17 protein-coding genes are annotated in these 21,844 nt (G+C 29.4%); 5 read left to right on the top strand and 12 right to left on the bottom strand.

Annotated elements, in window-relative coordinates; all coding sequences use genetic code 11:
- The 4 genes from CLOPA_RS18115 to CLOPA_RS18130 are packed head-to-tail and all read right to left on the bottom strand — an operon-like array spanning position 1 to position 6,933.
- Positions 1-4,386: a hypothetical protein gene (locus tag CLOPA_RS18115; RefSeq protein WP_015616882.1), complete on the bottom strand. Its 4,386-nt coding sequence runs from the start codon at positions 4,384-4,386 to the stop codon at positions 1-3.
- Positions 4,379-5,086: a DUF6063 family protein gene (locus CLOPA_RS18120; protein ID WP_015616883.1), complete on the bottom strand. Its 708-nt coding sequence runs from the start codon at positions 5,084-5,086 to the stop codon at positions 4,379-4,381. Before CLOPA_RS18120 ends, CLOPA_RS18115 begins: the two co-directional genes overlap by 8 nt.
- Positions 5,086-6,711, bottom strand: a complete 1,626-nt coding sequence (locus tag CLOPA_RS18125; RefSeq protein WP_015616884.1) for a hypothetical protein — start codon at positions 6,709-6,711, stop codon at positions 5,086-5,088. Before CLOPA_RS18125 ends, CLOPA_RS18120 begins: the two co-directional genes overlap by 1 nt.
- Positions 6,712-6,723: 12 nt before the next feature.
- On the bottom strand, positions 6,724-6,933 hold the full coding sequence (locus tag CLOPA_RS18130; protein ID WP_207637887.1) for a hypothetical protein: 210 nt from the start codon (positions 6,931-6,933) through the stop codon (positions 6,724-6,726).
- Positions 6,934-7,112: 179 nt separating this feature from the next.
- On the opposite strand from CLOPA_RS18130, the gene CLOPA_RS23925 reads away from it, so the two are divergent.
- Entirely contained in the window at positions 7,113-8,237 is a 1,125-nt protein-coding gene (locus tag CLOPA_RS23925) for an IS4 family transposase (protein ID WP_015614406.1), read from the top strand.
- A gap of 192 nt (positions 8,238-8,429) precedes the next feature.
- Here CLOPA_RS23925 and CLOPA_RS18140 read toward each other — a convergent pair whose 3' ends face one another.
- Together CLOPA_RS18140 and CLOPA_RS25320 are read right to left on the bottom strand one after the other, a co-directional pair.
- Positions 8,430-9,200, bottom strand: a complete 771-nt coding sequence (locus tag CLOPA_RS18140) for a Wadjet anti-phage system protein JetD domain-containing protein (RefSeq protein ID WP_242834226.1) — start codon at positions 9,198-9,200, stop codon at positions 8,430-8,432.
- A 247-nt stretch (positions 9,201-9,447) separates the two neighbouring features.
- The gene (locus CLOPA_RS25320) at positions 9,448-9,594 is read right to left on the bottom strand and encodes a hypothetical protein (protein WP_015616885.1); all 147 of its coding nucleotides are present in this window, start codon (positions 9,592-9,594) and stop codon (positions 9,448-9,450) included.
- Positions 9,595-9,971: 377 nt separating this feature from the next.
- Here CLOPA_RS25320 and CLOPA_RS18145 point away from each other — a divergent pair, with 377 nt between their 5' ends.
- From CLOPA_RS18145 to CLOPA_RS18155, 3 genes are all read left to right on the top strand, one after another.
- Positions 9,972-10,445, top strand: coding sequence for a MarR family transcriptional regulator (locus CLOPA_RS18145; RefSeq protein ID WP_015616886.1), 474 nt, complete (start codon positions 9,972-9,974; stop codon positions 10,443-10,445).
- 150 nt (positions 10,446-10,595) lie between these two features.
- Positions 10,596-11,831 carry an MFS transporter gene (locus CLOPA_RS18150; RefSeq protein ID WP_015616887.1) on the top strand — a complete coding sequence of 412 codons (1,236 nt, stop codon included), beginning with the start codon at positions 10,596-10,598 and terminating at the stop codon, positions 11,829-11,831.
- Between the two features lie 410 nt (positions 11,832-12,241).
- A complete protein-coding gene (locus CLOPA_RS18155) occupies positions 12,242-12,859 on the top strand; it encodes a HutD family protein (protein ID WP_015616888.1) in 618 nt (205 codons plus the stop codon).
- A gap of 164 nt (positions 12,860-13,023) precedes the next feature.
- Here the strand turns inward: CLOPA_RS18155 and CLOPA_RS26855 are convergent, their stop codons facing one another.
- The 3 genes from CLOPA_RS26855 to ltrA all read right to left on the bottom strand — a co-directional run bounded on the left by CLOPA_RS26855 (position 13,024) and on the right by ltrA (position 17,732).
- Positions 13,024-13,122 carry an SDR family oxidoreductase gene (locus CLOPA_RS26855; protein ID WP_080648390.1) on the bottom strand — a complete coding sequence of 33 codons (99 nt, stop codon included), beginning with the start codon at positions 13,120-13,122 and terminating at the stop codon, positions 13,024-13,026.
- Between the two features lie 56 nt (positions 13,123-13,178).
- Positions 13,179-15,992 (bottom strand): AAA domain-containing protein, encoded by a 2,814-nt coding sequence (locus CLOPA_RS18160; protein WP_015616889.1) that lies wholly within the window; start codon positions 15,990-15,992, stop codon positions 13,179-13,181.
- A gap of 444 nt (positions 15,993-16,436) precedes the next feature.
- Complete coding sequence (gene ltrA, locus CLOPA_RS18165; protein WP_015613811.1) at positions 16,437-17,732, bottom strand: group II intron reverse transcriptase/maturase; 1,296 nt, start codon at positions 17,730-17,732, stop codon at positions 16,437-16,439.
- Positions 17,733-18,107: 375 nt separating this feature from the next.
- Between ltrA and CLOPA_RS23930 the strand changes: the two genes are divergently transcribed.
- On the top strand, positions 18,108-19,232 hold the full coding sequence (locus CLOPA_RS23930; protein WP_015616890.1) for an IS4 family transposase: 1,125 nt from the start codon (positions 18,108-18,110) through the stop codon (positions 19,230-19,232).
- Positions 19,233-19,696: 464 nt separating this feature from the next.
- Here CLOPA_RS23930 and CLOPA_RS18175 read toward each other — a convergent pair whose 3' ends face one another.
- The 3 genes from CLOPA_RS18175 to CLOPA_RS18185 form a co-directional block, all read right to left on the bottom strand.
- Entirely contained in the window at positions 19,697-20,392 is a 696-nt protein-coding gene (locus CLOPA_RS18175; protein WP_015616891.1) for an aspartate/glutamate racemase family protein, read from the bottom strand.
- Positions 20,393-20,447: 55 nt separating this feature from the next.
- Positions 20,448-20,954 carry a GrpB family protein gene (locus tag CLOPA_RS18180; RefSeq protein ID WP_015616892.1) on the bottom strand — a complete coding sequence of 169 codons (507 nt, stop codon included), beginning with the start codon at positions 20,952-20,954 and terminating at the stop codon, positions 20,448-20,450.
- A gap of 70 nt (positions 20,955-21,024) precedes the next feature.
- Positions 21,025-21,480 (bottom strand): AraC family transcriptional regulator, encoded by a 456-nt coding sequence (locus CLOPA_RS18185; protein WP_041711599.1) that lies wholly within the window; start codon positions 21,478-21,480, stop codon positions 21,025-21,027.
- Positions 21,481-21,844 lie beyond the last annotated feature (364 nt).

A 21,844-nucleotide genomic window follows, 5' to 3' on the forward strand; every position in this document is an offset into this window, starting at 1 on the left:
TTAAAACAATTTAATTTGTTCTTCTATTTTAAATCTTGATGCTACAATTTCTTCCTTTTCTTCCTCACCTTTTGTATGTTCACTCTTTAAATATTTAACGCCGCTTTTAAGCTTAGAGGATATAAGGTTTAAAACATATATATTATCAAATCTGTTGTATATGGAATCTCCGCCTAGTCCTGTTAAGCATATAAGCTGAGTATTGCTCTTTTTAGCAATATCAACTAATGGTTTTAAAAGATGCGCGGAACTTGTTTGTGCAAAAGGATTATCCATTATAAGCACCTTTCCGCTTTCCTTTCTGCTAAAGATATCACTATCATCCTTTCTCATATAGGATAATAAGCTTGATAGTATTACAAATGCGGAAAGGAAACCCTCTCCCCCTGAATTTTTTGAAACTTCATCCCAGGAAATCTGTCTTTGCTTATCCTCTTCTATTTTGTATAATTTAATATTTACTGTTCCAATTCCAACAACTTCATCATATAACTTATTTATATTGATATTATTGCTGATAATATCTTCTATGTCTTCATTCTGCTCTAAAGCTTTTATGCTTTGCTCTCTTATTCTCTCAATATATTCCTTTAATCTAACCTTATAAAGCTCTTTATTTTCTTCCCAAGCAGATACACTTATATTTAACATTTTTAATCTTTTTGCTCCAATAGTTATGGATGAATTGTCGTCTATCTTTTCAATATTCTCATGAACATCTTTTATATACTCTAATATGCTCTCTAATATTTTGCCCTCTTCTTTTTCTATAAGTTCAATGTCTGCCATTAACTTTTCCATAATCATTCCATAGGAATTAATAACTAAATTCAGCTGTTCCTTAAACTCTCTTGGTTTTCCGATTAAACTTTTCAGCGTCTGAATTGGCTCTTTGAATAGGCTTTCCTGTTTAAATTCATCCTTTATCTCAACATCAACGACTAAATTTGTAAGATTTTTTTCTCTTTCAATTTCTTGTGCTATTACATTATTTAAGTCTCTTTTTAGTTTTCCTACAAAGCTGTCTAATTCATTTAAGTCTATGTTTACATCAACTTTATCTGTAATATTTAGATCATTAAACTCATTCAAGCTGGTTAAATTATTTTCAATTTTTGCTATAACTTTATTAACTTCTGCCTTTTTACTATTAGTTTCAACAATCTCTAATTTCAGTTTTTCTATTTCCAGTTTAAAATCCTTATCTATTAATAAATTCTTAGCTTTCGGCTCATCCTTATTAAACTTAGCTTTAAGTTTAGCCTTTAAATCTTCTAATTTACTTACAGCGATACCCTGTGCTTTGTCAAATTTATTGTATTCATCCTTTAAATTATTGTATTTTTTATTTTCTTTTTGGAGTTCATCTTTTAATTCAAACTCCTTCTGCGTATCAAAAGTTTCATTAATATACTCAGCTTCTTTTACTTCATATTTATCAGCCTTCAAAGTAAGCTCGCTATGTATCTCATCAAATTTTTCATTAAGCTTTTTTATTGAATCTCTTAATTCCTTTTCTGAGCTTGTAATATCCTTTGTCAAAGCATTATACTCAGATATTAAATCTTCCTTATCCTTTTCAATTAAAGTTCCTGACTTATAAATATTAAACTCTGCAAGCTCCTTTGAAGCTTTTTCCTCTTCATTATTATAAAAATTAATTGCGCTGTTACACTCTTTTATTTCTTTTTCAATATCACTTATTCTGCTTTCAGCTTTATCTATATGATTATTTATTACACTTAGGCTTTCCAGTACTCTTTCTAAAGAAATTTTATTCTTTTTATACTTTTCATAGGCTTCTAAAAGTTCTTTAAAAGCTTTTGCTTTATCAATACTTTTTTGAATATCCTTCTCTAAAAGCTGTACTCTTTCTTTACAATTTTTTAATTCATCCTTGATGCTTAATATACTCTTTTCTAAAGCAATTTCTATTTCTCTTAATTCAGAAGCTTCCACTTTTAAATTGCTGATTTCTTTTTTTAACCCTTCGTAAACTTCTAAGGTCAAAGCTGAATATTTTATTATGTTTCTTTTTTCTTCGTAAAAAGCAATATTTTCACTCTTTTCATTTATCTTTGCTTGTACTGCTTGTGCTTCTTTAGCTTTATCATCTATCAGCTTTAAAAGCTCTCTTTCATTTAACAGCTTATTATTAAAGGATATAAAAAAGCTAACTCCATTTAAGTGAGCGACACCTGCATTTATATTAGCAAAACTTTTCTCAAGATCCTTTCTATTAATTATTGATATTGGAGAAGAAGTAAATATATCTAAAAGCTCTTTTTCTAGAAGCTCAATTTCTTTAGAATCCATTATTAAGGAGTATGGAATAAAAGGATTATCCTTTACAAGCTTTTCGTTCTTTTCTAACTGATACCCATTTTTCTTTAACCATTCCATTCCATAAGTTATGCTGATGTCTTTTTCTCTAAGCTTTTCTTCAATATCCTTAGACAGTTCTAAAACCTTACCTGTTTTAAGTTTTATCAGCTCACTATTTAAATTATCAAATAACTTTTTTAGCTTTACTTCATCCTCTTTTAACAAATCTATTTTTCTGTCAAAAGCATTGATTATACTTTCATTATCAAAAACCTTATCTTCCTCAAAATCAATAAACTTAATTATTTCCTTTCTTCTCTCTATTTCCTCTTCTGCCTTTTCAAGTTCTGAATTTTTATTGTTCAATTTATTTTTAACATCAGAGTTTTTTTCTAAATTGCGTATTTTTTCACTTTCTTTACTTTTTAATTTTTCTTCATCCTGCAGTATTTTTTCACTGACATTTTTTCTTTCTTTATCCAGCGTATTGCCTTCATCGTTAATTTCTTTATCAATACTAAGCAATCTTTCCTCGTCAAAATATGCTTCAATATTTCTAAATAAATTAAAACCAGAGCTTCTGTTAAAGCCTTCCTCTAATTTATCAAAGGATGAAATTTCAGCTGAAAGACTTCCTTTTCTCTCATTTAAATTATTTATTTCATTTCTATTAATCTTCAAGGAATTATTAATAGTTTCTTTTTCTTCTTCTAAATTTTTATTCAATTGAAGCTTATCTGACTTTTGTTTTTTTACAGTGTCCAGCTCCTTTTGCAAAATTCCTCTTATAGTAAAGCCTAGATTAATAATATGCGGTGCGTTATCCTCATTCTTTTTATGTAAATTAGCTAATTTAGTTTCTTGCTCTAAAAGCTCTTTTGAAGTATCTTGATACTGCCTATGTATTTTTGCGCACTCTAATATATTACCTTCTCTTATTAAGCTATTTTTCCTAAACTCACTTTCATTGACTAATTCCTGATGTTTTTTTATGTCAGCTTCTAAGCTATCTATTTCCTCCTGCTTTTTATAAACTTTTATAGATTCTTCTTCATACTGCAGCTCTATAATTTTATCATTAAGGCTTTCAATTAATTGTTCTAATGCTGCTTCTTCCTTTTCTTTATCTTCAAGCTTTTCTCTTAAATATACTATTACATTTGCTATATAATTTTTTATCTCTTCTCTTTTTTCAGCAGTAAGTATAAATTCCTCACAGCATATAAGTATATCCTTAGACAACTCATTGAATAATTCAAGCTTTGCTTTCTTATCAATATTTGCTTTGTTCTGTCTATACTGCTTAATGTAACTGTCCAGCAGCTGCCTGTAATTATCAATTCTATCATCATCAACCTTTAGTTTATTTTCTACAGCTGGCAGAAACCATTCTTTAACTAATCCATTGCTATCCTTAGCTTTAGTAAAAAGTTCTGAAAGCCCTGATTCCTTAATATTTATCTGCTTAATTATAGTTTCCCATTCCCTGTAATTAATCTTATATTCCTCTAATTTGTTAAAGTAATTTTTTGTCGTTACAGGATTATTCATATCATAATAATTAAACTTTAACTCTCTATCTTTTTTCAAAGCTTCAAACAAACTTTTGCAATTAGCAAAGCTCTTTATCATTTTTCTGTCATTTTTTTCTTCAATTATAGGGATACTATTAATATCATATTCATTTTTTTCTCTGTACTCATGAACGAAGTTTATAATATCTAATCTTTCTTTAGAGTTTTCATCAGAAGCAGCTTCCTTTTTTCTAACCATCATACCTGTTAATAAATAACCTGCTCCATCATCAAGCTTCCATTCTATTAATATATAGGTAGGTACTCCCGATGTAAAATAACTTTCAAAGGCTCTGTCTTTTGTGTTTCTATATCTTCTGTTAACAAAGGGAGCCATAATCATTTGAACAAGAACAGATTTTCCACCGCCGTTTCTTAAATTAAGCATAGTATTTTCGCCATCTAAATAAAATTTTTCATCATCTATTTTCATAGTATTGTAATTATAATTTAAATTTACAAACCTAATTTTATTTATCTTACTCATTTATCTCTTCTCCTAAAGCTTTTAGCACCCTATTGTAATTATTTTTATTTAAAAGATTCCAATCCATAAAACTGTCCAGCTTTTTAGTTGTTTTAATCATATCATCGCCTTTAATATAGTAAATTAAACCTTGGCTATCCAAAAAATCTAAAATTGTATTTATAAAACCTTCCTTTGTTGTCTTGGACATACTTTTCTTTTCACTGCTTTTTAAAGCTTCAAACCTCTCAAGTATATTCTCATAGGCAATTCCGCTTTCTTCATTATTATGTGATCTTTCAATACCATCCTTTAATCTGTCAGTAATAATATTTAAAAATTCACCAACTTTAATGTACTCTCTGGATTTACTGGTGACACTTTGGGAATTATAGAACTCCACCAAAAGAGTTAATATAACAAATTGTGACAAATAATAATCCTTATCATTTGCTCCAGATTTACACAATATTTTTTTAAGCTCACCTTTTGAATATCCTATAAAATCATTGTCTTCCTTTGGTATAAGATATACTACTCCCCCATATTTTTTAACATAACATTCAGAAGCTTCTCCCAGTTCTTTGACAAGCTCCGTTACATTTTCATTTTCAGAATAACTTTTATAAAGCTCTTCTGATCCTTCTTTCAGTTCACCATGCTTTAATAAATGATAAAATATTTTATTGCTTATCTTAATTTCTTCAGTAGTATATGCCATTATAACCTTAAGCCTCCTGATTTTATTATTTCAATAGAAATATCCGAGCATATGAAGTTTTTTATATCTCCATTTTCGTTTTTTAAGCCTTCTAATTTAACATCCTCATGATCTAATATTTTTTCGACCTTTATCTTTGCTATTTTCTTGAAGCTGTTATTAGAATCTATAATTTCTAAAATACTTTTATTAAGCTGAAATTCTATTTCTCCAGATTCAACAGAATTTTTTCTTTCTTCTCTTATTTCAGCTATATCTATAGTTCTATTTTTCAGCATTTCGATAATCACTTCTCTGAATATTTCTACAGTTGGTATCAAAGTAATCCTTAGCGTTTCGCTTTCCTTTATTAAAGAATTAATTTCTCCTAAAGAAATTTTATTACGCCCAATTGCCAGTTCTATAAGTATTTCTATTACCCCTTTATACTTTTCCAATTTTTCTAACTTTTTCTTAGTCTCAGCTTCAATAAATTCCTTTTCATCAAAGGAAATTTCCTCATCATCTTCTATTTCAGCTTTTCTAATTGCCTTTTGATATTCTAAAGCTTTATTTATATTATAAAATTTCCCTGGCTGCATTTTAAATAATGGTCTTAAAAATATATCAATATCCTCTAATTTATTTGGGTCGTCTAGTATTCTATCATAGACTTCTTTCCTAAAATTAAATCTTTCAATTAAGGACATTTTCGAAATATTTTCAAGTTCTTTCCCATAAACATCCTTCAAGTTAAAATGTTTTTTTAGCACTCTTTGATCTTCATCAATGGTTCTGCTTAAATATTTCTCTATTATTCGTAAATTATTGAGATTTTCTTCCTCCTCTTTATTTAATTCTTTAATATGTATATCATGCTCAATAAACTCATTAATTTTTTCATTTACCATTTCTCTATGAATAATAAACTGTTTTTTAGTATTATTTAAAATGTCTATATTTCCTTCCATCATGGACTTATAGTCTTCAGTCGAATATGCAAGTGGATTTTCTTTTATCTTTCTTATGGCATCCTCCATACTTTGAACTCTTATTCTAAGCATATTAAATATGTTTTTAATATCATCTACTGCCTTATCATAAGATGCTTTTTCTAAATGCATTTTAAATACAATTTCATGAATAGTAATTTTTAAATTTTCCTCTATTTCTAAGGTAGATAACAGCAGTGAATATCCGTCCTCCGTCAGAGAGTATGACACCCTTCTTACCCCTTCAATATATTCCATTTTATTTTTAATAAAACTTATGTTAATATCTTTATACTGTCCCTCTTTAAAATTATAAGCTTTAAAATACATGGCATTACCTTCGTCACATAAAATTGTATTAACTATGAATTCCCCTAAATCCCTGCATTCTTCATAGATAATCCCCTTTTTAAAATGTAGATTGTTAACCTCATCAATAAAAGCAGCTATATGATCAATAGTACATATTTCTTCCTTTAGAGATTGCTCCATTATGTAAAGCAAAACTGAAAATATTAAATTATCTTGTTCATATCCCTCTTCAAAACCATACTTTTTCCAGGTTCCCTTAGCTATACTATTTCTAAAAAGCAAAGCATAGGCACCAATTTTTTTCATTCTAATATGCTGCACATCTAAAAAGCTTAAATCCATGTTAACCTCCAGCTATAAATCTGTAATATTCACTATCTCCTGCGGTATATAATAACCATCTTTCAGCATTTTTTCTATTTCATTTCTGTACTCTTTATCAAATTCCCTTAAAAATATTTCACTAATATTTTTATTTTGACCTTCTTTAGTTTTTGGTAAACAAATCGACTCAGCTTTTGCCTTATCAATCATTTTCTTGTATCCCTTTATAAATGGTATCATATCATATTCTTTACTAAATAGTTTATATAGTCCTTCATATACTGACGTAAGGACAGTAAAAAGAGAAAAATTAACATGGAATAAAGTAACATGAAAAAAAGGATAGAAAAAAACATAGCCAAGCCCTAAAATATAAGTTAAATTCGGACAAACAAACTTATAAAAAAGGAGAATTGGCTATGCTTAACAATCAAGAATATATTACCGCAGAATTAGGAAAAATGCTATATGAGATTTTACCCATATCATCCAAGAAACTAAAAAATTTAGTATATATTGTTTTGGGAATATTGTTATCAAAATCAGTTATAATCTCAGAAATATCAGAAAAGCTAAAGGATTACTATACAGAAGCCAATGAAGAAAGTAAAATAAAAAGAATTTATAGATTTTTTTCAAGTTCAACAATAAAGTCAGACTACCTATATTATAATTTTATCGATGAAATTATGATAAATTATATAAAAAGAAGTACCACTAATAAACTGGTTGTAATATTTGACCATACAACACTGGAAGATAAATTTTTAATACTTAAATTTTCGCTGAAAGTGGGAAAAAGAGCAGTTCCACTATGGTATAAAATATTTGAATATAATGAAAAAGATAATAAAAATTTCAAACATATAAAACAGGGAATAGAAGAGATTAAGGATCTTATAAGTTCATATAATTATGAAGTTGTATTGCTGGCAGATAGAGGTTTTAAGAGTATAGATTTATTTAAGTTTATAAATAAAATAGGATGGAAATATTGTATAAGATGTACCAATGATATGCTTGTAAATATAGAAGGGAAAGAAAAAATAAAATACCTTAGAGATATAAAAACTCTAAAAAAAGGCGTAAAAAAGTTTAATGGAATTTTACTAAGTGCTGAAAAATATAGATGCAATTTAGCAGTTTGTAAGGCAGAAGAAGCAGCGGATACCTGGTATATAGTAACCAATCTTGATAGTAAGAATGCTGTTAATGAATATAAGAAAAGATTTATTATAGAAGAAATGTTTAGAGATTTAAAATCCAGTGGCTTCAATATGGAAGATACATGGACAAACAGTCTTATATATTTTGAAAACTTATATTTATGCTTATGTATAGCATATACATGGATGATAATATTAGGAGCAGATTGTTCTAAGAATAAGAAGAGTAAGATAATAGGCGCAACTAAAAAGATAAGAAATAAAATAGTTAGAATATACAGCTTATTCAGCAGTGGATTGACATGGTTTAACAGATGTTATGATTCTAATAGAAAAAAATATGCCTTAAAATTTAATTTGATACTTTATGACATCTAATATGGCAAAAAAAGTAAATATATTCTTTAATAGTAAGGCACCAGTATACCCATTCTCTATTACATTAATTTCATGTTTATGATTATATTATCTTTATAAGCATATTATTGCATTATTACTATTTGGAAATATAATCTTGTAAATGATTTTTATGTTTATTATTCTTATTTAATGCAATTCACTGTCCGTAAGTCAGCCTTCATATATAACTATTCCCTCATAATCTAAATCACCAAAGTATAATATTGTATTTTTACTGTCGGAAACATAATCTTCAACTGATATTTTATAATCATTAAAAGCTTTGTTAATATTTTTTCCTCCCCCATATATTAAAGTGCTGATATCTTCACCTAGAATATTTTCTCCACCGCCTATTAAATGCCTTCGCATTGTATAGTAAGTATCCTTATTTTCTATAATCAGAATCTTCTGAGGTGTCTCTTTGGATTTTGAATAATATGCTAAAGGTTCAGAGGTATCATAATAATTTAGTTCTTCTAATTCCATTCCTAAATTTTTAACAATAGTTTTTCCGCCTTCCTTTTGTAAAAATTTTTCTCTTCCCCATATTTGGAAAGATCTTTCATTCATAGAAACAGGTTCACTTAATAAATGCTGCTTACTTATAATAAAATCACTTAACTTAAGAATATACTTTCTATGCTCTTTATACTTATCTATGTGTTCTTTATAATATTCAATACTCAATTTTGTTGAAAGCTTGTAGTTTATCTCATCAAGAAGCTTACTATTATCTGTATTTTTCTCTAATATCCTGTATTTTTTATATAACATCGGCTTTTTACCATTTCCACCACTACTTTTCACTGGCAAAAGTCTTTCTTCTTTTATTAAATCTGCTACTACTCCGCATAAGGCATCATAAGTTTCAGTTTTATATATTCTTTCGATTTCATCTAATTCTATGACCTTCTTGCTATAACTACTTAAATCCTTCATATTCTACCTCAAATTAATATGATATATAACATTTTATCATACCGTAAAATATTTTATAAATTTTATACATAAATTTTAGTTATAATATATGTTTTGATGGAGTCACTCCCAATCAAAAGCATAACCGCCTGCAAACAGCTATTTAAGCTACTTACAGACGGTATAGATCTTTACCATCCTTAAAATAATCAACCGCGGGCGACCAGAGCGGTCGATTGATTTCAATCTATGATTACATATAAAAGCATTATTTTTTTGTGTTTATTGGAACTGCTCCCCATCCAACAAATATAAAACCAATAAAATATATTATACCTGATACCAAGTAATCATTATTTAATAAAAACATTGTTGCTATAATAAGCATGGTACACCCAAAAATAGTTTTTTTCATATATCCTATTCCCCATTTAAACTTAGAATCATGTATTTAACAAAATTTCACATTGCATAATTTGCTGCCTTTAATTCTGCATATAACATGCTTTTTCTTTGGCATACTATATATAGACTAGTAATTCTAAATAAATTAATTATAAAATTTGCTCATTTAGATACTTATAATACCTGATTTTACAATTTAACTTTAATATAAAGATTATACCATAATATTCTATAAATCCACTATTATATATAAATTTTATAACAATTTTCCATGAAATATGTATACTTTTGTTACAGCCATATTAAGAAGCTATTTTAATATTGTTGAAATAGAAACAAAAGTTTAATATAATATTGTTAATACACTAACAGGTTGGAGGAAAGTCCATGAACAAAGAAGAACAGGTCATAATGAGTTTTAGGGAATTATTTAACAAAATGGCTTGGCTTAATAAGTTTAAGATGGAAGACAGTCTTAAGGGTTATAAGTCTTCTGAAGTACATTACATCGAATGCATTGGAAAAAATCCAGATTCCAACGTAACAAAACTAGCTGAGTCCCTTTATATGACTAGAGGAGCCATAAGTAAAATGACCAAGAAGCTCATAAAAAAAGGTATCATTGAAAGCTATCAGAAGCCAGATAATAAGAAAGAAATCTATTTCAGGCTTACTGAACAAGGGCAAAAAATTAACAAAGTCCATGAGAAGCTGCACAAAGAGTTTCAAGAGCGGGATAAAGCCGTATTTGAGCAGGTAACCCAGGAACAATTTGACAGTATGCTTATCTTTATAGAAAAGTATAGTAGGCATTTGGATGCAGAAATAAAAAAACTAGGTATAGATAGTAAGTCAGAATAAATTTGAATAATGAAATCACAGGCAGCCCAACTCAATGGAGAACAGGCTGCATTTTTATTGTTGCGATTTTGTTGACAAAGAAACAAAATAGTGATAGGATAAATATGTTTCCAAGGAATCAAAAGCATAACTTTTGAGAGGAGAATTTAAATGTTCAAATTTAGATTACACAATAAGCAGAACACAGAACAAACCGTAGATAAAAAGGCTTTAATATTCGGTCTTATCTCTGTGTTTCTTTGCGGAATAGGCTTTAGTATAATAACACCTGTCGTCCCATTCTTAGTGCAGCCTTATACAAACAATCCAAGAGAACAAGCTATAGTTGTTACAATGCTGACATCTGTTTATGCAGTCTGCGTGTTTTTGGCGGCCCCAGTACTTGGAGCTTTGAGCGACAAATATGGCCGTCGTCCATTGCTCTTAGTATGCCTTTTGGGTTCCGCAATGGGGTACTTAGTTTTTGGTATAGGAGGAGCTCTATGGGTACTATTTGCTGGACGCATAATAGAAGGTATAACAGGTGGGAGCATAAGCACCATCTTCGCATATTTTTCAGACATCATTCCTAGAGAACATAGAACCAAATACTTTGGATGGATGAGTGCGGTTGTGGGTGTAGGCGCCGTCATTGGCCCAACTCTAGGCGGATTACTTGCCAAGTTTGGTTATTCTGTACCCATGTATTTTGGAGCAATAATAACTTTATTGAATGTTGTTTATGGATTCTTTTTTATGCCTGAGAGCCTTGACAAGAATAATAGACTGAAAGAGATTACCTTTGTAAGACTGAATCCATTTATACAGCTTGCCAGCATACTTTCCATGAAAAACTTAAAAAGGCTGCTTGTCTCAGCGTTCTTACTTTGGATACCCAACGGATCTTTACAGGCAGTTTTTTCACAATTTACAATGGATACTTTCAGTTGGAAGCCTGCACTAATCGGACTTATGTTTTCAATTATGGGCTTCCAAGACATCATTTCACAAGGTTTCATAATGCCAAGGCTTTTGATAAAACTTAGTGATAAACAGATAGCAATTCTTGGAATGGTCTCGGAGATTATAGGTTACAGTCTTATTGCAGCATCGGCTTTGTTCTCATTCTATCCCCTTCTTATCGCTGGAATGTTTATATTTGCTTTTGGTGATTCCATCTTCGGGCCTTCATTCAATGGGATGCTCTCCAAGTCTGTGGATTCTAGTGAACAGGGAAGGATTCAAGGAGGCAGCCAATCTATTCAGGCTTTAGCAAGAATGATTGGGCCTATCATTGGAGGTCAAATATATGTATCACTTGGTCATGCTGCACCCGCTTTTATGGGTATGATCCTTATATCAGCGGCAATACCAGTTTTGTATAAGGGTACCCATGTAAATGTGTAAACTACATACTTTATTTAGAAAAGTATCTTCCTTCATTTTAGATTACATATGTTTAAAATAGAAAAACTGAAAGTTAATATATGAATACACCGCTTTACAAGAAAATTAACTAGCATCATCTAAATATATTAAAGAATTAGTTGTCTTTAGATGAGAGTCTGTCAATAATTTTGTGTATTCTCAATAAAAAATTTTTTCAATATGGATATATATTTATTTTAAGAGGATGATTTTATAGATTATCCTCTTAATTTTTACATTAAATTTAGTGGACAAACACTATTTAGCAAAAAAAGTAGTACCTCTTTACATATAATAATATTTTGAACTCACGTTAACTTAATTGATTATATATATATCTTTCAATATAATAAACATAAAAGATATATAAGAAGAGGTGCAATTAATATATGAAATATAATGTAGAATTACTAAGGCAAGAAAATTATAAGCCAACATTTTGGTCTGGAGGCATGGCTACAGAACTGACAACATATCCGCTAAATTCTGATTATGCCAGTAAAAACTTTTTATGGAGGTTGGGAGTTGCTAAAATTGATATACCAGAATCTACTTTTAGTAGTCTACCAAAAGTTTCACGTAAATTTATGGTTATAGAAGGAAAAATAACTCTCGACCATGAAAATAAGTACAAGAAACCACTTAACTCCTTTGAGCAAGACGACTTTATGGGCGATTGGAAAACTAAAACTTATGGTAAAGCTTCTGTTTTTAATTTAATGACAAGGGAAAATTATAATGGTGAATTACTTCATCTTAATATTAGTCCTAGCAAACATCTTAAATTCGAATATAAAACTCCATTAAATAAAGATTTAGCAGCAATTTGTTTTTACACTGTAAATGGTGGATTTAATTCTACTATTAATGATAAAGTTTTTGAAACTGTTAAAAATGATTTAATTTTAATTAACTGTGTAAATTCAAGCTATACTCATGAATTTATGCTTTCTAACAATACTTCAGAAATTACTAATATAATAGTAAGCATAATTTATCGTAATTAGCTTATCTAACTCTAAATTACTTTTGCATAAAATCCCATCCTTTTGTTCTATTTTGTTGGTTTCATCACTTACAGTAATAAAAAATTTTGATGGGGTTTTTTATGCCTTAAATTATTCCATCGAACTCGCATTTTTTTATAGCTTTAAAAAGACTTTCTTCAATATTAAGAAATAAAGCCACCATCCATAACTAATGTTGAGCCAGTAACAAAAGAAGCTTTATTTGATAGAAGCCATACAATACTATTTGCAATTTCTTCTATAGTGTTACGACCTCAGAGGTCATAGAAACAACCGGAAGTTATTTCTTGCTAAATATTTAAATTTCATTATCTTTATTATTACCATCCCCGCCAGACTCTTCAATAATCATATCAAGCATTTCAATTAACTTCTTCTTTTCACCACTCTCATTAGTAGCAACTCTAAGAATTGGCAATTTTATTTGCTGTAATATTTTATCTTTTATTTTGTCTCTACTTATTTGATCTTTATTATTCCTATGATACTCATATCCGTCTACTTCTACAGCTAGTACTGGTTCTTTATCTAACTTATTGAATATTAAGAAATCAACATGAGTCCATGGATTTTCAGCAAATTTTCTTTGCTCATAATCCAGTTTTGTAAAATCTTTTACTATAGAATTTAGAGGTATATGAATAACACATTTAAAGGATATATATTCAGGATAAGACAGCACTTCTTCAATTACACTATACATTAGATTTTCTGATTTATATTCAGAAATATGTTTGCTTGAAGCCATTATTTGCAAAAGCTTTTCGGAGTATTCACTGTATAATAAATCAAATACTGAAACCTTTGGGCTGTCTATTACGGCATCTTCTAATGAATTATACTGTATGTATCTGGTTAAATCCCCAATATTGGTTCCATGCTGCTTAAACAATTTATTAGATGTAACCATTATAAATTCTTTTACAGCACGGGATACAGCTACGTTGATTAAATTTTCATCATCAACAAAGGGATTTATGTCGTTTACCACTGTAGAAAATATAATTGTATCCTTTTCTCTTCCTTGAAATTTATGTACAGTATCTATTTCTATTTTTGTTTTTTCAAAGTATTTATTAGCTTCTGTAACCTGCTTTCTATAGGGACATATAATTCCTACTTTACTGCTGTCATCATACTTATCTTTATCAGCATTAATAATTTCATCTCTAATAACCTCTATCTGCCTTAAATTGTACCAGCCTTTTTCATTACCATATCTATCTTTGCGTGCATGATTTCCTGGGACCGTTTTATAAATTTTTAAAGGTACCTCATTTTCATTTTTTTCAGTCATAATTACAAGTTGATTATTATAAAATTTTTCATTGCAGAATCCTATTATTTGAGGATGACATCTGTAATGCTCACTTAATAAAGTTACAGGCAAATCAGCCTTATATAAATTCATTAAGGAAGCTATAATGCTATATTTACTGTAATTATAAGCTTCTCCAATATTACTTCCATGAAAAATATCGTCACTTATTTTCTTTATATTTGATGGAACGATTTGCGGCAATTGTTTTACATCCCCCACAATAACTACATTCTTGCAGCATGCAAGAGCTAAGGATGCTGTAACTAAATCTACCTGTGAGGCTTCATCAATAATTAAATAATCAAACAGATAATTTTCTGAAATGCAGGTCATTATTGAATTAGTTGTGCTTAATATAACAGGATAATCCTTTATAAATTCTTTAAAATTATACTTAAAGCTTTTTACAGTATACTTACTTCTACTTCCCTTAGAATATCTCTTCTGAATGGATATTTTAAATATTTTTGAAGATATATCTATAAATTGTTCCATTAGTTTTTCATAGCTTCTATTTTTTAAATCACTTTCTAAAGAAGCTATTTTCTGTTCTGTTTTTTCAATTATTCTATTGTAATAATCTCTTTTAAGTGAAGCAATTACAATATTTTGATTTTCACTTATATACTTGAATTTATAAATTCCATAGTCTACAAACAAAACAATTCTACTCAATAATTTTATGTAATTATTTCTCAACATAAGCCTTTCAAAGTATGGCATAAAATTTAATATCAAATCACTTGACCATTTTCTAAAAAGAGAATATTGTGAAGTAGTAATATATTCATCATTAAAATACGCTTCAAAATATTTCTGTTCTACTTTAAACTTTGAAAGTTCTTCTTTTAATTTTAACATTTCATTTTGCTTCTTGAGTAGATCATCTAAATCCTTATCTATATCTTGAAGTTTCTCATATAAATTCTTTTCCTCTAAAGCTTCCACATTCCATTCCTTTAAATCAGGAATATCTGCCTGTTTATTCTCAAAAAAATCAACCTTATTATCATATTTACCAAGTAATGCAGTTATAAAGCCATATCCATTTTTCTCAAGCTTCTCCTGAACATTAGCAGTTGCAGAATTATTACCAGATACAACAGCAACAGTTTTGCCTCTGCACACTGCATTTCCAATAATATTTAATATAGCCTGTGTTTTGCCCGTTCCAGGAGGTCCTTCAATAACACTAATAGAATTCTCAAGAGCTGTATTTACTGCTTTCTTTTGACTTAAATTAAATCCAAAGGGAAATATTTTAGTATTGTTATATGTATGTTTTTTAATACTTTTTCCTGATAAGTAAGTTGACAGAACACTATTTTCACTAATCTTAGTTATCTTTTTATATAGATCAAATAATGCAGTTCTTCCATCTTCAGTAACACTTATATATGGTGATAATTTCTTAAAGTATTCAAAAACTGCTTTAGCTTGCTTGGAATTAAGGCATGAATTTTCATAAGCAACTTTTGACTTATGATAAACCTCCGTTTTCCCCTTAACTTCAATTATTTTTATATATTCTCCAAAATCAAGCACTATGGATGGCTCTCTTACAAGAAATCCAGATACATATACAATAAGCTGATTCAAATCAACTTTTTTAGGAGATTCAAATATAATAATATTTAAAGAATTATAGCTGTAAACTCTATTTGGATTTTTTATATAAGTTACTTCAACTTTATCTTGTAAATATTTCAAATAATTTATCTCATCAGTTTTATCTTCAAATTTTTTTGTTTTACTGTTTTTTACTAAAACTAATTCTGTATATATGTCCATTTAGGTCTCCTTGAAAATTTCATAATTTATCTTTAAGCTTTCTAAAATAATATTAGATAATTGTAAAATATCGAATTGCTTTAAGTAATTAGCAAGCATAAGCTTCCAATTTCTGCTATGGTGTCAGTCCCCCTAGGAGATGACTGGAAGTTAGATCCTTGCTAATGTCCCCGAGAGTGCTAATGAGCGCAGCGAATTTGCTTCAATTTCAACTTCTCATTATATGGATAATGGGAAGTTAATAAATATAGATTATTAGCTCCGTACCCTATGCAAATAATGTCACAAATTTAGAAAAATATGCATGAACTAAGAGAAATCTCATATTATGCTAGTTTTGTTAAGCCAGACAGTCGAGTAGACTTACACCTTACAATGTAAGCCCCTCACAGAATCCGTACGTGCGGCTTTCCCGCATACGGCTCCTCATAATAACATTCACAGTTAAAACAATTTAAAATATATCTTTGGTTTCGCTAAAGGATAATATTTCAACATTTCTATATATCCATCCCAGCTGTAGCTTTTCTTATCGCTTCGCCTATTCAGTGTCTTACTTAGAAATTGCTGTACTCTATGCAAAAAGTTTGTTATCATCTTACCATTAAAAGATACACCATAGTACCTATAATGCCCAACCAATTTGAGGTTTAATGCCTTTATCATTTCCTTAACTGGCATAGTTCTATTCTCGTACAGCCACTTTTTAGTGTCTTTTAGCTTTTGTCTAAATTTCTTTCTACTTGTTTGTAACATGACACATGGATATCCTCTGCGACTTCTTCCACAGTAAAATGTAAATCCTAAGAAATCAAATGTTTCTGGTTTACCTTCTCCCCTTGCTTTCCGGTTTCCTTCTGCAAATTTACCAAACTCCAGTAATCTACTTTTACTATCTTCCATCTCTAGATTGAATTTTCCCATTCTTTTCTTGAGTTCACCGTAGTATTTCTCAGCTTCCCATTTGTACTGGAATCCTGCTATAAAATCATCTGCATAAACTGTCAAAAAGCTATCTCCCTTTGTTTCTTTTGTAATAACAATCTTATACCACAACATTAGAACGTTATGCATATAAATATTTGCTATTATTGGGCTTATGATATTCCCTTGAGCAGAACCATCTGTACTTTCTTCAAATACGCCCTCAGTTATTACCCCAGCTTTCAAGTATTTATTAATCAGCCATAGGAGATTTGGGTCTTTTATGTATACTCCCAAAAATTTCATTATCCATTCATGACTCATGTGGTTAAAGAAGCCTTTGATGTCCGAATCAACAATGTAGTTTATCTTTCCATGATACATTCCGTTATAAACTTCCTTGATAGCATCATGACAACCTCGTCTCGGTCTGAAACCATGCATATTTCTCAAAAATCTTGGTTCATAGATTGCTTCCAGTATCTTCTTTACTGCTAGTTGCACCATCTTATCTTCATAGGATGCAATTCCTAATGGTCGCATTTTTCCATTACCTTTCGGTATGAATACTCTTAATGATGGTAAAGGTTTGTATGACTTATTCTTTAACCGTTTTACTAAATTAGATATATTTTCTTCTAGATTTACTTCGTATTTTGTTTTTGTAACTCTATCAATGCCTACTGCCTTATTTCCATCTAGTTCTTTGTGGCACTGTCTTAGCATACCATCATTAATATGATGATATAGCGAAGTAAATTCTGGCTTTCGAGTCTTTGCTGATATTTCTGCTATTCTTTCTAATTTTGTTTCCATCATTTCTCCTGTCCCTGAGTACAGATGATGTGTCCTCAGAAAGATTGTTATTATGTAATCCCCTTCCCTCCACTGGCATTACCCAGTTTCAGCGGTACTATGAGACTATCCGACTGCCTGTCGTTCATTTGACATTCTCCGTTTTATTGTTGTCTGTCATACTTATTACTAAGAAACGGCAGGCTCTCCCCAGTTGATAATTAACCACGATGTAAAGCATGATTGGCCCTTTGACCCCTGACGTAAGGACAGTAAAAAGAGAAAAATTAACATGGAATAAAGTAACATGAAAAAAAGGATAGAAAAAAACATAGCCAAGCCCTAAAATATAAGTTAAATTCGGACAAACAAACTTATAAAAAAGGAGAATTGGCTATGCTTAACAATCAAGAATATATTACCGCAGAATTAGGAAAAATGCTATATGAGATTTTACCCATATCATCCAAGAAACTAAAAAATTTAGTATATATTGTTTTGGGAATATTGTTATCAAAATCAGTTATAATCTCAGAAATATCAGAAAAGCTAAAGGATTACTATACAGAAGCCAATGAAGAAAGTAAAATAAAAAGAATTTATAGATTTTTTTCAAGTTCAACAATAAAGTCAGACTACCTATATTATAATTTTATCGATGAAATTATGATAAATTATATAAAAAGAAGTACCACTAATAAACTGGTTGTAATATTTGACCATACAACACTGGAAGATAAATTTTTAATACTTAAATTTTCGCTGAAAGTGGGAAAAAGAGCAGTTCCACTATGGTATAGAATATTTGAATATAATGAAAAAGATAATAAAAATTTCAAACATATAAAACAGGGAATAGAAGAGATTAAGGATCTTATAAGTTCATATAATTATGAAGTTGTATTGCTGGCAGATAGAGGTTTTAAGAGTATAGATTTATTTAAGTTTATAAATAAAATAGGATGGAAATATTGTATAAGATGTACCAATGATATGCTTGTAAATATAGAAGGGAAAGAAAAAATAAAATACCTTAGAGATATAAAAACTCTAAAAAAAGGCGTAAAAAAGTTTAATGGAATTTTACTAAGTGCTGAAAAATATAGATGCAATTTAGCAGTTTGTAAGGCAGAAGAAGCAGCGGATACCTGGTATATAGTAACCAATCTTGATAGTAAGAATGCTGTTAATGAATATAAGAAAAGATTTATTATAGAAGAAATGTTTAGAGATTTAAAATCCAGTGGCTTCAATATGGAAGATACATGGACAAACAGTCTTATATATTTTGAAAACTTATATTTATGCTTATGTATAGCATATACATGGATGATAATATTAGGAGCAGATTGTTCTAAGAATAAGAAGAGTAAGATAATAGGCGCAACTAAAAAGATAAGAAATAAAATAGTTAGAATATACAGCTTATTCAGCAGTGGATTGACATGGTTTAACAGATGTTATGATTCTAATAGAAAAAAATATGCCTTAAAATTTAATTTGATACTTTATGACATCTAATATGGCAAAAAAAGTAAATATATTCTTTAATAGTAAGGCACCAGTATACCCATTCTCTATTACATTAATTTCATGTTTATGATTATATTATCTTTATAAGCATATTATTGCATTATTACTATTTGGAAATATAATCTTGTAAATGATTTTTATGTTTATTATTCTTATTTAATGCAATTCACTGTCCGTAAGTCAGCCTTTGACCCCGCAGTGCCACATAGTTCTTGCCATTACGACCTATGTGATGTTGCTTTCCGCACCAATTAAGACGTCAGCCCTCTGATATACAAAATTTCGAGGCTCAATAGCATTTCAACCCTACTTTCTCGCTGTCTACGCTTAGCTCCCACCATTACTGTTGGCAACTCAAGACTCGCTACTGCTGGTTGACTAGACCTTATTCAGACAGGATTTCCACCTGCTAGGTTAATTACCCTTAGCTGGGCGCACAATTGGAATTTGGTTTAATCATCTATAATCATATTAACAAGAGTCTGAATATGTATCTGCATTGTATCTAAACAATCTACTGGTGTTTTAACTCCTTTGAACAACAATGGCAATTCAGTACAACCTAAAACAATTGCTTGTATTCCATTTTCATCTTTCATTCTCTGCACAATTTTCAGAAACGCTGATAAAGTTTCTTCCTTGACAATACCTAATTCTAACTCTTGGGAAATCTTTTGATTGACAAAACCCTTTTCTTCATCAGTTGGGGTTATGACTTCTATATGATTTTTTAAAAATGGCTTTTTAAAAAATTCTCCATTCATGGTAAAGATTGTTCCGAGCAACCCTATTTTAGATATATTACGTCGTTTTGCTTCATCACAAGCAGCCTCAATAATACTCACAAGCTGGATAGGTGAACGCTTCTGCAGCTCATCAAAAACAATGTGTGGTGTATTTGCCGATAAAGCTATAAAATCTGCACCGCTGGCTCTCAAATTATTGATTGCTGCCATTAAATAATTGATAAGTGCTTCATATTCTTTCCTTTCACACATATTAAGGATATCAAAAACATTCACACTCTCAATAGTCAGATTAGGAAAAAACTTTTTCCCAACTTTGCTTTGAACTCCATATACAATGTCATGATAGTATGGAATTGTTGACTCTGGTCCCATTCCTCCAATTAAACCTAACTTTTTCATGTCTGCCTCCCCTATAAATTACTATTTATATTACTGAACCTTAAATTGAAATTTGTTATAGTAATCCACATTTTTCATAAATCTCTAAAATTACATCTTGCTTTCCAGAAATATATGAATCTATATCTTCTGGATATTTAGCTGCCATTTCTTTTTTTATTAAACTATATCTTTCTCTCTCTTTTTTATTATTTCTAAGATAATCTCTAAATGTTATGTGACGATGTAATTCCTCATTATTCTTATTACATACATATAAATGATGAGTCATTAAACAATCCTTATTTCTATATTTAAATGTCTCTCTACCCGATATTCCTAGGTCACCTTCATGTATATAGCCAATAGTTCCTAATTGATTTTTCACTTCTTCGAAATTATCTTCAATTACAATATGTATATCAATAATAGGCTTGGCTGCGAAGCCCTCAACAGATGTACTTCCTACATGCTCAATAGAGATGACATCTTTTAAAACTGTCCTTAGTTCTGCTTCAATTTTTTCAAATTCATATTTCCAATTTGGATTATAGTCTTCTACTACTACATGTTTAGTTCTCATAATATATCCTCCAATCTAAATTACTATTTATAATATTGAACTTTAAATCAGAAATTTATCCAATTAATATTTAATATACTGGTACACAAATCTCACAATAATGATTATTAACCATTTTGACTATATACCTTTCTAGGATTGGTCTTGTTTCATCAAATTGATATCCTTGTCTTAATAATTCTGGAAAAATATCATTCCACGCTTTCTGAACTGCTTCTGCTGTATGATTAATTTTAAAAACCACATACTTCCCTCCAGTAATATAACCTTCCCTTACATACTCATCAGTTAATAAATAATCCTTTGAAACAACAATACACGTATCATAACGACAATTTTCAGGTTTAGTCGTCTTAGGATTATCCTGAGCAATTCCAAAAATTATTGATTCGTCATTAAATAAATCGTTAGATTTTGCCCATTTTTTTATATTTTCCATTGTTTGAACATTGTTAATTCCATAAGGACCAATCTGCCTTATGTAAGCAATCCTATGCGTTGGAATCTTTTCAATTGTAATATCCACCATTTGCTTTATTTTCCTCCTTTAAGCAATAAATAACTTGTTCATTACAAGATTACTACCATTTAAAATAGAAATCAAAGCATTTTTTAAAATTGTTAAATTACTATTTATCTATAGATTATTAGCCTAATAAACATGCTTTTTATTTCTCCGCCTGTTTGTATCCTTGTAATTTTGTCAACAATTTTACAGAGGTGTTAAATATGCAAACAAACAAAACTTGCCCGATAGTAGAACAATATTTAGGTTATCTTTCTATAATAAAAATCGTTCTGAAAACACAATTTTAGAATACAGGACAGATTTGCTCATGTTCTTTAGTTATATTATGAGCTCACGTAACATTAATATAATTGACAATAAC

Origin of the sequence: Clostridium pasteurianum BC1, assembly GCF_000389635.1 — a bacterium.
In the GTDB taxonomy this organism is placed as follows: Bacteria; Bacillota; Clostridia; order Clostridiales; family Clostridiaceae; genus Clostridium_I; species Clostridium_I pasteurianum_A.

What these genes read in the sequence shown, in the direction of transcription:
- CLOPA_RS18115 (WP_015616882.1), bottom strand. Translation starts at nt 4,386, where the DNA reads ATGAGTAAGATAAATAAAATTAGGTTTGTAAATTTAAATTATAATTAC.
- CLOPA_RS18120 (WP_015616883.1), bottom strand. Translation starts at nt 5,086, where the DNA reads ATGGCATATACTACTGAAGAAATTAAGATAAGCAATAAAATATTTTAT.
- CLOPA_RS18125 (WP_015616884.1), bottom strand. Translation starts at nt 6,711, where the DNA reads ATGGATTTAAGCTTTTTAGATGTGCAGCATATTAGAATGAAAAAAATT.
- CLOPA_RS18130 (WP_207637887.1), bottom strand. Translation starts at nt 6,933, where the DNA reads ATGATACCATTTATAAAGGGATACAAGAAAATGATTGATAAGGCAAAA.
- CLOPA_RS23925 (WP_015614406.1), top strand. Translation starts at nt 7,113, where the DNA reads ATGCTTAACAATCAAGAATATATTACCGCAGAATTAGGAAAAATGCTA.
- CLOPA_RS18140 (WP_242834226.1), bottom strand. Translation starts at nt 9,200, where the DNA reads ATGAAGGATTTAAGTAGTTATAGCAAGAAGGTCATAGAATTAGATGAA.
- CLOPA_RS25320 (WP_015616885.1), bottom strand. Translation starts at nt 9,594, where the DNA reads ATGAAAAAAACTATTTTTGGGTGTACCATGCTTATTATAGCAACAATG.
- CLOPA_RS18145 (WP_015616886.1), top strand. Translation starts at nt 9,972, where the DNA reads ATGAACAAAGAAGAACAGGTCATAATGAGTTTTAGGGAATTATTTAAC.
- CLOPA_RS18150 (WP_015616887.1), top strand. Translation starts at nt 10,596, where the DNA reads ATGTTCAAATTTAGATTACACAATAAGCAGAACACAGAACAAACCGTA.
- CLOPA_RS18155 (WP_015616888.1), top strand. Translation starts at nt 12,242, where the DNA reads ATGAAATATAATGTAGAATTACTAAGGCAAGAAAATTATAAGCCAACA.
- CLOPA_RS18160 (WP_015616889.1), bottom strand. Translation starts at nt 15,992, where the DNA reads ATGGACATATATACAGAATTAGTTTTAGTAAAAAACAGTAAAACAAAA.
- ltrA (WP_015613811.1), bottom strand. Translation starts at nt 17,732, where the DNA reads ATGGAAACAAAATTAGAAAGAATAGCAGAAATATCAGCAAAGACTCGA.
- CLOPA_RS23930 (WP_015616890.1), top strand. Translation starts at nt 18,108, where the DNA reads ATGCTTAACAATCAAGAATATATTACCGCAGAATTAGGAAAAATGCTA.
- CLOPA_RS18175 (WP_015616891.1), bottom strand. Translation starts at nt 20,392, where the DNA reads ATGAAAAAGTTAGGTTTAATTGGAGGAATGGGACCAGAGTCAACAATT.
- CLOPA_RS18180 (WP_015616892.1), bottom strand. Translation starts at nt 20,954, where the DNA reads ATGAGAACTAAACATGTAGTAGTAGAAGACTATAATCCAAATTGGAAA.